The sequence below is a fragment of the Shewanella sp. SG41-4 genome (genome assembly GCF_014164505.1).
In the GTDB taxonomy this organism is placed as follows: Bacteria; Pseudomonadota; Gammaproteobacteria; order Enterobacterales; family Shewanellaceae; genus Shewanella.
On the sequence record NZ_JACJFI010000140.1, the window covers coordinates 1 to 10,713 of the forward strand.

Here is a 10,713-nt window from a genome sequence, read left to right on the forward strand (position 1 = left end):
CTTCAAAAGGAAGCATACCAGCTAAACAAAAACGAGCCTGGATGAAAACAGCATACTTAGAAGCAGTATTAAATGCTGGATTCAGTGATATGGCTAATTAATGAACACTCATGCGGTTGCCCTGCTCGTTTGATCAACGTAATTATGGCTTCAAGAAGCTGAGTGATTTATTCGCATCTATAGATCTTTTTGATATGAAAAAAACCAACGGCTCAGTCATTTAGGTAAAAGACAAAAAAAGGCATAAAACGGCAAACGGTAAGGGGAAATAACTATTATTATCTCGAGATAATTTAGTAATAGTTTACAACGATAATTTCGTAACGAATTGACTACTATGACAGGCTCACCATTACATTCTCTCACCGACACGCCGTAAACTCATCCATGAGGGCTCGAACATCCCGTCCATGGGATGGACGGTCGTCTCGCAAATATCATGGTTCACCTTTTCAGCATCAGCCTAACCTACTGGCTTTAACGCTTACGCCCAAGATTTAAGAATGGCTGGCACCGTTAAATTCTTTTAAGCAATAGAAGATATTAATCGCCCAGATGCTATAAATAGTGAGGTAAGACGTTTGATCTAATTCCACTAATAAAATTCTATTTTTTGTAAGATCAAATTGGTTTTGACACCTTAATTATTCGATGATTTTTTATGTCATTTGTTTCAGGATGTTTAAAGGAAATCGAGTTATCTTCTTCTATGATAAAACCAACCTGAATTAATAATGAAATGACTTTTTTTGTATGCCCTTTATACTTGTTATAAATATAATCATTATACACAAAGCAAGCTCCTGGTTTCAATACTCTGTATAATTCTGACATTTGATTCTTATATATATTAAAATGCATAACAAAACTAGAAATGGCACCATCAAAATAGTTGTCTGGATAATTTAGCTTGATATCATTGTCAAACAAATGTGCATTTAACCGGTTTATGTCTAAATCATGATGATTTCTCATAAATTCAATAACAGCAAAAGAAGAAAGATCTAAACCTACAATTTCACTGATTGAATAAGCAGAACTAAACTTTTTTAAATAACTACAAATCATCCCCCCTCCACATCCAAAATCAATAAGCTTAGCATCTTTCAAAGGTGAGAGTCTTTCCAGTAATGTTCCGACAACATCTAGTGAATAATTAAAATCAATAACCTCATGACCAAACCTTAATCTCATTTCAGATAAGGCTACGACATTACTTTGGCTTAATAGAGCTGGTGGACTAGGAATGTAGAGCTTATCCATGTATCGATAAAAAACTTTTCCATCATAAAGTATCTGCTCTGAACCGCCTTGAGCGCTATACAGGAGTTCGTTAAAGATATCCATAATCATCTTACTCCGAAAAAATTTTTTAAAATTTTGGTAAACCAATGTTCTTTGTTTCTATTATTTTTCTCATAATACCTATAAAAAATCAACGAGAAAAACAAGTATAAACTTAGTACAATATCAATGAGCGGAAAAAACTGTATCCAATGCGAGAATTTCATACCTAGCAAGACCAAAATATCTGCATCCTCCCACTCTGTAAACATTTTTTTTTCAATAAAAAAGCAACAAAAAACCCAAAAACAAACAAAGACAGCTAAAGACTTGATTACTCGCTTACAATTTTCTTTAATAAGATACACTTTACTATAGATTAGGTGCTTTAATATGAAGCCTCCGCAGACAAAAAGCCAAATTAGAGATTCCGTAATTATAGGTATATCAGGAAAGAAAAAAGTAAAATCACAACTAGCTAGTCTTGTTGCATCAAGCCCCATAGAAATTAGCACCGAAATGAAGATACTGAGAATAAAGACATGAACCTCTTTGCTTTGAGTTGCCTCTACATCTTCCAATAAAAGCTCAGATGATACACTTTTTACCTCAATAGATATTTGCTTATTTACTTTAGTGCTATTTTGCAACCTGAGCAATGCTGAATTGTAAATACCTAATTCAGCCCAATCATGAAAATAAGTTATTTCAGACTGAGAATAAACTCTAACTATCTCCGCATCCAGACTTGAATCCTCACCCCCCTTAATAGAGACCAGATTTTTTTTAACATCCACTTTATTACCAATTTGATAATAAATTTTAAAATCTGGTGATTTAAATTTACTATTAAAAATTATTTCACTATTTATGACATCACTATTAAGTTGATTTTTTATTACAACATTAGATGTTTTTTGAAACCAAAAACCTAAAGCAATTTTATCTCTCAAGATTGTAAGAGATTTCAATGAACGGTCACCTTCAAGCCTGACCTTGTTCCCTCCATGAGCTTTAGCTGAAAATGGTAAAAGTATAAATGGCGTCACCCCATCTTTATCTTCATTTATTATCAATGGTAACGTCGAATTTTTATCTAATGTTTCATATATTAATTCGACATCTTTGATTAAAGCATCTTTTTCAGTTGGCTCAATTTCAAAAACAATCAAACATTGCTTTATAAAATCCTCGCGATTGTCATTGCGATAAGACTCTTCCCCCCAAAATTGTTGCAGTATGCTGATTTCATCAAAATAACGAACTCTATCAGAAAATGATATCTTTGCTTTATCTTTTCCTTTTGCATCACCAAAATCAGTAAATATCACCTCACAATCAATTTTAGCATTGAATGTGTCAATCTCAGTTTTGAAACAAATTGCATTAAATGTGTCAATTTGATGCCTGTTATCTGATTTTTTATTCCCAATAATATTGAATTGAAAAAATTTTTCTAAAGTAATTTCACCACTATTGGGTGCATCCTTGCTTATATTCAACTTCATGATTTTTATTATGTATATTTTATATAATCTGATTATTGCATATTCATATATAAATGTAAAAAAAGCAGTGCTTAATACAAAAGCCCCAATACTGTTAAGTATCGGGGCTTTCTTTTTTAGGTATAGCTCTTAGTTAACTAAGCGCATGGCCTATGGGTCTGACATTTTTCCGCAGGATAAAACGTTTAGTACAAGGCGCTGTGAGCGTAGCATACGTTGTTTGTATGTGAGCGAGCAGCAACGCCGTAATCAACGTTTTAGACCAGAAAAAATTACATCATGCCGCCCATTCCGCCCATACCACCCATTCCGCCCATATCTGGTGCAGAATCTTGTGGTACATCAGCAATCATCGCTTCTGTTGTGATCATAAGACCAGCAATAGATGCGGCGAACTGTAGCGCACTACGAGTCACTTTAGTTGGGTCTAGGATACCCATCTCTAACATGTCACCGTAAGTGTCGTTACCGGCGTTGTAACCGAAGTTACCGGTGCCGTTTTTAACAGTGTTAGCGACAACTGAGGCTTCTTGACCTGCGTTAGTGGCGATTTGACGAAGTGGCGCTTCCATAGCGCGTAGGGCAATAACCACACCGTGCTTTTGGTCTTCGTTTAACACGTCAATGTCTTTGATCATGCTTGCTACGCGAACAAGGGCAACACCACCACCGGCGACCACACCTTCTTCAACCGCTGCGCGAGTTGCATGCAATGCATCTTCTACGCGCGCTTTTTTCTCTTTCATTTCAACTTCTGTTGCTGCGCCAACTTTGATGACTGCAACACCGCCAGCTAACTTAGCCATACGCTCTTGTAGCTTTTCTTTGTCGTAGTCTGAAGTTGAGTCTTCAACTTGTTGTTTGATTTGCGAAACACGTGCAGAAATTTGCACTTGGTCGCCACTACCATCGATGATTGTAGTGTTGTCTTTAGTGATGATTACGCGCTTAGCTGTACCTAAATCTTCTAGAGTGGCTTTTTCAAGTTCTAGACCGATTTCTTCAGCGATAACAGTACCGCCAGTTAGGATTGCAACGTCTTGAAGCATTGCTTTACGACGGTCGCCAAAACCAGGTGCTTTAACAGCAGCAACTTTAACGATGCCACGCATGTTGTTTACCACTAGCGTTGCTAATGCTTCGCCTTCAACGTCTTCTGCAACGATAAGCAATGGCTTACCTGTTTTAGCTAGACCTTCAAGGATTGGCAACAATTCACGGATATTAGAGACTTTTTTGTCTACTAATAAAATGAATGGACTGTCTAATTCAATGCTGCCAGTTTCTGGCTTATTGATGAAGTATGGTGATAAGTAACCACGGTCAAACTGCATACCTTCAACAACGTCTAATTCGTTTTCAAGCGCTTGGCCTTCTTCAACGGTGATAACGCCTTCTTTACCGACTTTTTCCATTGCTGTAGCAATGATGTCGCCGATTGACTCGTCAGAGTTAGCAGAGATTGTACCCACTTGAGCAATCGCTTTAGTGTCTGAACATTCTTGAGAAAGTAGTTTAAGTTCAGCAACGGCTGCAATAACCGCTTTGTCGATACCGCGCTTAAGGTCCATTGGGTTCATACCCGCTGCAACTGCTTTTAGGCCTTCAACAACAATAGCTTGTGCTAATACTGTTGCAGTAGTGGTACCGTCACCGGCTGCATCATTGGCTTTAGAAGCAACTTCTTTAACCATTTGTGCGCCCATGTTTTCGAACTTGTCTGTTAGTTCGATTTCTTTGGCAACTGACACACCATCTTTGGTGATCATTGGCGAACCAAAGCTTTTATCTAAAACAACGTTACGACCTTTAGGGCCTAAGGTTACTTTAACTGCGTTGGCTAGGATGTTAACGCCTGCAAGCATTTTTACGCGTGCGTCGTTACCAAATAAGACTTCTTTTGCTGCCATTTTTTGATGTTCCTTTAAATTTAATGATTAATTGGAAAGTCGATTGATGCGAGAGGCTTAGCCTACTACTGCCATCAGGTCAGCTTCTGACAGGATTAACACTTCTTCACCGTCAATTTTTTCTTTCTTCACGCCATAACCTTCATTGAAGATCACTACGTCGCCCACTTTAACGTCAAGTGGTGTAACTGTGCCATTTTCTGAGATACGACCGTTGCCTACTGCAAGGATTTTACCGCGAGTTGATTTCTCTGCTGCGCTGCCTGTAAGCACGATACCGCCTGCAGATTTTGATTCAACTTCTAAACGTTTAACGATAACGCGGTCATGTAATGGACGAATATTCATCTATGAACTCTCCTAATGATTTGATGCCCAAAAAGCGAGGCTATTGACTAACAAATAAGGGTTTCCCCCTTAATGCATGTGATATGGGGGTGACTGGTCACAGATCCAAGGGGAATTTTAAAAAATATTACACTTTTTTTAAGTCTGATTTATTAAAGCAATCCTAATCCTGTTAGAATTCGGCTCCTTAGAAACACCAAACGTTTGAGAATAGATGAAAGACAGACACGGGTTGCTCAGTGCACCTATTGGTCGTGTATTATTTAATATGACCTTACCTAACCTGATTGGGATTATGACCATTCTGGGTGGCAGTCTGGTAGACATCTTTTTTATCAGTCAGTTGGGGACTGAAGCCTTAGCTGCGGTGAGCTTTACCTTCCCTGTTACCTTGGTTATTTCAAGCATCGGCATTGGTATTGGTGCGGGAGTGTCAACCAATCTTGGGCGTTTGATTGGATCTGGCCATGCGCCCGAATCAAGAGTGTTTTTATTTGATGCCTTGTGCATGACTTTGGTTATTATTTGGGGCTTGTCGATACTCGGCTGTGTGTTTATTGATCCTATTTTTAGCTTGCTGGGTGCTAATAGTGCCAGTTTGCCATTAATTAATGATTACATGTGGTACTGGTATTTAGGCGCTCCGGCCTTGGTGGTATTAATGGTGGGTAATCAAGCATTACGCGCCACGGGTGACACCCACTCACCGGCTAAAATTATGATGTTAGCCGCGATTGTAAACTTGATCCTCGACCCGTTACTTATCTTCGGCATTGGCCCTTTTCCCCGTTTAGAAATTCAAGGCGCGGCTATTGCGACCACACTCTCTTGGGTGGTCGCAATGTCATTAGCGGGCCACTTGATAATTGTGAAACGTAAACTGGTTCAGTTTGCTGAGTTTGATGTGGGTCGGTTAATTTTACATTGGAAAGTGTTATCCCATATCGCTCGCCCAGCCGCGTTAATGAATGTGATTAACCCTATTGCCAACGGCATTATAATGGCGATGTTGGCACGGATTGATCATGCTGGTGTGGCGGCCTTTGGTGCCGGTATTAGGCTTGAGTCGGTGTTGTTGATTGTGGTGATGGCGCTGTCGTCGAGTTTAATGCCGTTTATTGCCCAAAATTTGGGTGCTGGCCAACCTGATCGCGCCAAAAATGCCTTATTAATGTCGTTGCGATTTGCTTTCGTATTTCAAACAATCTTGTTTATTCCGCTGTATTTTTATGCGGAACCTATCGCAAGATTGTTTACTCACGACCCACTGGTTATAGAGTGGCTGAGTTTTTATATTATGGTATTGCCTGCCTCTTATGGGCCACTTGCCATTGTTATTATGGTTGCCACTAGCTTAAACGCTTACCATAGGCCGTTGAGTTCACTGGTGATTAACTTGTGCCGCTTAATGTTATTAATGCTACCGCTAGCGGCCCTAGGCTCGTATGTTGGCGGAGTGAAAGGGATTTTATTGGCGTTACCCATTGCGAATACATTGATGGGGATAGCTTGCTATTACCTTGCGACGCAAATTAGCGAACCAAAAGAGATCAAGCATACTGTGCCTTGTTCAGATAACTCAATAGCCACTGACGCCAACCAAGATGAACCAGCCGACAAAAATAAACCAACCTCTCGCCTTGGTGAATATTAAACTGTGTTAATAATGGCTGCCACACTTGCTATTTAATCTGTGTCGGTGGATTAATAACACTATATTACTGGTAAAAAATCTTGGTCTAACATGAAAAAATCCATTTACGCCGCCATGCTTTCTGGCATTGTTTGCCCTGGCAGTGGCCAGATTTGGCTGGGTAAAAAGCTACTCGGCTGGGGATTTATCAGTGTCAGTGTGGTGTGTATTTTGGTGATAATGGATCAAATTATTAGCCGCGCACAAGTGATTGCTGAGCAGATTTTAGCGGGCGATATCGGCAACGATTTAACTTCCATTTATGCTGCGGTATCCAACGTAGCCCTCGACGCCAGTAACTCAACCATGCCAGCACTCACTTGGATATTTATAGTCAACTGGGGATTAAGTGTCGCCAGTGCATTTTGGTTTGGTGCTCAGCAAGATAAGCAACTCCAGCTGCAAGCCGATTCCAAGACATAGACATAAACAAAAACAGCCGAGCAATGCATCTGCATCAGTCGACTGTTTATGTTGTCTTTTTTCAAGCGCTAAACGCGCAACTTAAAAATACCTGCTCTACACGTCACGCCAAATCAAACTTGGTATTATTTAAGATGGATTGTATTAACATTGTGCGTATTAAGATGGTTTGTTGTCATCTTTAGGCTTAATGGGCTCGACATCTATAATATCGTCACGATTGTCGTCATGGCGCTTATCTTTAATGTCATCATCACGGTCATTGTTAATGTCTTCATCAAGATCAACAACCTCAATTTGATGACTACGTGGGTGATCATTTTTATGTTCAAAATCACCGTCGAAAGTGTTGCCCTGTTGATCAAATGGCTTTTGCCCTGCAAATGGGCCTGATTGACCAAAAGGACTTTGTCCGCCGCCAAAACCAGGGGGAATACCACCATTAGCAACTACACGAAGTTGCATGCGTTTATATAAAAACGCCGCGATAGGAGCACGGGTAAATGGGGTTAATAAAATTAAGCCAATAAAGTCGGTAACAAAACCAGGAATAAGCAATAACACCCCAGCGGCAGCCAACATCATACCTTCAACAATTTCTTGACCTGGTGCTTCACCTCGGGCTAATTTTTGCTGCACGCTCATTAAGGTACTAAGGCCTTGGCTACGCACCAATGACACTCCAACAACCGCGGTAAATAACACTAGCGCGACAGTGGTCCATGAACCAATTGAGCTGGCAACTTCAATGAGTACATTGAGTTCAATAACCGGTATTAAAACAAATATTAACAATAAAATAAAAAACATATTGGCCTCTAAGGATCGCTTTTTGATAGAGTGACGACTTATAAGATAACAGAGTGGCGACCTGTAAAATAACTGTTGCCGATGAAACTTAAATGGGGGTGAACGGGTCTCTTTTCAAGACGCGTCACGAATATCACCTCAGTTTAATGAAAATGCGTTTAAAAAAGCGTACTGTGATGACTTTGCGCATGATAACAGCATTAACTTAAGTAAACTTTAAGACAACTTATGTATAAACCGGAACAGCTACTTATTTTAACCACTTGCCCTGATGCTGATATTGCTTCACGTATTGCGACGGCATTAGTAGAGGCTAAGTTGGCGGCCTGTGTACAAATAGGCCAAGCCGTTGAGTCAGTTTATCATTGGGACAATAATATTTGTCAGTCAAGCGAAGTGCCGATGCAGATAAAATGCATGGCAACTGAGTACCATGCAATTGAACAACTCGTGATCACAATGCATCCTTATGACGTACCAGAATTCATTGCCACTCCGATTATCGGTGGTTTTGGCCCTTATTTACAATGGATAAAAGACAACTCACCATCATGAAAAAACTCGTCGCCATATGCCTGACATCATTGTTAATGATGTCATCAATGATACTCGCACCAGCAGCACACAGTGCTAACGTGTTGAGCAATAAATTCAGCTTTTTAAGCAGCGAACCTGAGCTAATGAAGGTTAACGATGCTTTTGTGTTTGATTACCAACAACAAGGTAATCAGCTCAAAATCAATTTTGTCATTGCTGAGGGCTATTATTTATATCGCGACAAGCTGCAGTTTTCTGTCGACGGTGCGGTGATTGGTGATATTGAATTACCTCATGGTAAAAACCATCATGACGAATACTTTGGCGACCAAGAGGTGTTTTACTCGTTTGTAGAAATCCCAATAGCATTTAAAGAAGCCCAAGCTGATGCGGTATTTCATGTCACCTTTATGGGTTGTGCTGAAGGCACCTTGTGTTACCCACCCACCAAGCACGATGTAACGTTGACAGCGATTGAAGCGAATGACGGCACCTTAAGCAGTAAAAAAGTGATTGGTGCACCTGATGAAGCGCAAGCGTCAACAACGGCAACTGATGCGCCTGCCGCTCCGATTACCCAGCAAGATACCTTAAACCAAATGCTGCAAAACGATAGCCTATTATGGACCTTAGTGATTTTCTTTGGTTTAGGTATTGGCTTAGCATTAACGCCGTGTGTGTTTCCGATGTACCCAATTTTGTCGGGCATTATTGTTGGCCAAGGTAAGAAGTTGTCTACCGGCAAAGCCTTCACCCTATCAATGGCCTACGTGCAAGGCATGGCGATTACCTATTCCTTATTAGGATTAGTGGTTGCCTCTGCCGGGCTTAAGTTTCAAGCGGCCTTACAACACCCAGCTATTTTGATTTTCTTGGCGGTGATGTTTGTCCTGCTGAGTTTATCGATGTTTGGCATGTACGATTTAAAACTGCCATCGAAGTGGCAAGAAAAAATGAACTCGATGTCTAACAACCAAAAAGGTGGCAACCTTATTGGTGTGTTTATGATGGGGGTGATTTCAGGTTTAGTCGCTTCGCCTTGTACCACGGCGCCATTATCTGGCGTGCTGATTTACGTGGCGCAGTCTGGCGACTTACTGCAAGGCTTTTTAGCACTGTATGTACTTAGCATGGGCATGGGTTTACCGTTATTAGTGATTGGTACTTCTGGTGGTAAAATCTTACCGCGTGCAGGAGCGTGGATGGACATTATTAAAACCATCTTTGGCTTCTTGCTGATTTCAGTCTCTATTGTGATGATTGGTCGTATTTGGCCAGGTTTAGTGTCAGATTTACTGTGGTCATTATGGGCAATATGCTTAGTCGGCTACTTAATGCATCAAAACAAGTTGTCAGAATTTAACTGGAAGCAAAGTGCTCGTGGAGTATTTTTATTACTGGCTTTACTGGCAAGCTTTTCGTATGGCTTCCAAGCAATCATGACAGGTTTTGGTCATAAAACCCCAGATATTACTCAAGCGGGTGTTGAAGGCAAAACCCAAAATCAAGAGAATCATTTTATCCGCATTAAGTCACTTGAAGACTTAGAAGTTGAATTGGATAAAGCCAGCATTAGCGGTAAAACGGTAATGTTAGATTTATACGCCGACTGGTGTGTGGCCTGTAAAGAATTTGAAGCCATTACCTTTAAAAATAAAGATGTCGCCATGCGCATGAGCCAAATGGTGTTATTGCAAGCTGACGTAACGGCCAGCGATGACATTGATATCACCCTTTTAGAACATTATGGTGTGTTAGGTTTACCGACCTTGTTAATGTTTAATAGCGACGGTGAGCAGCGTGAAGACTTACGTGTTACCGGCTTTATGGGACCAAAAGACTTTGCGGCCCACTTAGATATACTGCTAACAAAATAAGCGAGTAAACGAATATTGCGCATTGAGTTAACGCGCAGATCTAGTCCGATAATGTAGTGTACTGAGTGAGCACATTACGTTAATGCACAAAGTGAGAGGGTGGATCTAATTTTCCTCATTAATAATCTCATGTTGTGCTGTAAATCGTAAAACTAGTTGAGAAAACCATTCGGTAATACACTATATAAAACAGTATCTTTAGCCACTAAAGATGCTGTTTTTTGCTTTTAGGGTATTAAAGTCATCGAAAGTTAACTTTTTTCTTATACAATATGGTTTTATATTCTTCATCTAAGGAGTTTTATGGAACCCGCTATTCTGAT

The 10,713-nt window shown here is 40.1% G+C and carries 9 protein-coding genes and 1 pseudogene; 5 read left to right on the plus strand and 5 right to left on the minus strand.

Annotated elements, in window-relative coordinates; all coding sequences use genetic code 11:
- Positions 1-125: 125 nt before the first annotated feature.
- Positions 126-224, plus strand: a pseudogene (locus H5202_RS13240) (OST-HTH/LOTUS domain-containing protein); the annotation flags it as partial.
- 397 nt (positions 225-621) lie between these two features.
- Here the strand turns inward: H5202_RS13240 and H5202_RS13245 are convergent.
- The 4 genes from H5202_RS13245 to H5202_RS13260 all read right to left on the minus strand — a co-directional run bounded on the left by H5202_RS13245 (position 622) and on the right by H5202_RS13260 (position 5,050).
- Entirely contained in the window at positions 622-1,347 is a 726-nt protein-coding gene (locus tag H5202_RS13245) for a class I SAM-dependent methyltransferase (protein WP_182772480.1), read from the minus strand.
- A gap of 2 nt (positions 1,348-1,349) precedes the next feature.
- Positions 1,350-2,792: a hypothetical protein gene (locus tag H5202_RS13250; protein ID WP_182772481.1), complete on the minus strand. Its 1,443-nt coding sequence runs from the start codon at positions 2,790-2,792 to the stop codon at positions 1,350-1,352.
- Between the two features lie 272 nt (positions 2,793-3,064).
- Complete coding sequence (groL, locus tag H5202_RS13255) at positions 3,065-4,702, minus strand: chaperonin GroEL (protein WP_101085014.1); 1,638 nt, start codon at positions 4,700-4,702, stop codon at positions 3,065-3,067.
- A gap of 57 nt (positions 4,703-4,759) precedes the next feature.
- On the minus strand, positions 4,760-5,050 hold the full coding sequence (locus H5202_RS13260; RefSeq protein ID WP_011639076.1) for a co-chaperone GroES: 291 nt from the start codon (positions 5,048-5,050) through the stop codon (positions 4,760-4,762).
- Positions 5,051-5,264: 214 nt separating this feature from the next.
- On the opposite strand from H5202_RS13260, the gene H5202_RS13265 reads away from it, so the two are divergent.
- Together H5202_RS13265 and H5202_RS13270 are read left to right on the plus strand one after the other, a co-directional pair.
- Positions 5,265-6,704, plus strand: a complete 1,440-nt coding sequence (locus H5202_RS13265) for an MATE family efflux transporter (RefSeq protein WP_182772482.1) — start codon at positions 5,265-5,267, stop codon at positions 6,702-6,704.
- Positions 6,705-6,794: 90 nt separating this feature from the next.
- Positions 6,795-7,166 carry a hypothetical protein gene (locus tag H5202_RS13270; protein ID WP_182772483.1) on the plus strand — a complete coding sequence of 124 codons (372 nt, stop codon included), beginning with the start codon at positions 6,795-6,797 and terminating at the stop codon, positions 7,164-7,166.
- 159 nt (positions 7,167-7,325) lie between these two features.
- On the opposite strand, the gene H5202_RS13275 is transcribed toward H5202_RS13270, so the two are convergent.
- The gene (locus tag H5202_RS13275) at positions 7,326-7,976 is read right to left on the minus strand and encodes an FxsA family protein (protein ID WP_182772484.1); all 651 of its coding nucleotides are present in this window, start codon (positions 7,974-7,976) and stop codon (positions 7,326-7,328) included.
- A 228-nt stretch (positions 7,977-8,204) separates the two neighbouring features.
- Between H5202_RS13275 and cutA the strand changes: the two genes are divergently transcribed.
- Both cutA and H5202_RS13285 read left to right on the plus strand, forming a co-directional pair.
- Positions 8,205-8,531: a divalent-cation tolerance protein CutA gene (cutA, locus tag H5202_RS13280; RefSeq protein ID WP_182772485.1), complete on the plus strand. Its 327-nt coding sequence runs from the start codon at positions 8,205-8,207 to the stop codon at positions 8,529-8,531.
- Positions 8,528-10,390 carry a protein-disulfide reductase DsbD gene (locus H5202_RS13285; RefSeq protein ID WP_182772486.1) on the plus strand — a complete coding sequence of 621 codons (1,863 nt, stop codon included), beginning with the start codon at positions 8,528-8,530 and terminating at the stop codon, positions 10,388-10,390. The genes cutA and H5202_RS13285 overlap by 4 nt, the downstream gene beginning before the upstream one ends.
- Positions 10,391-10,713: the final 323 nt, after the last annotated feature.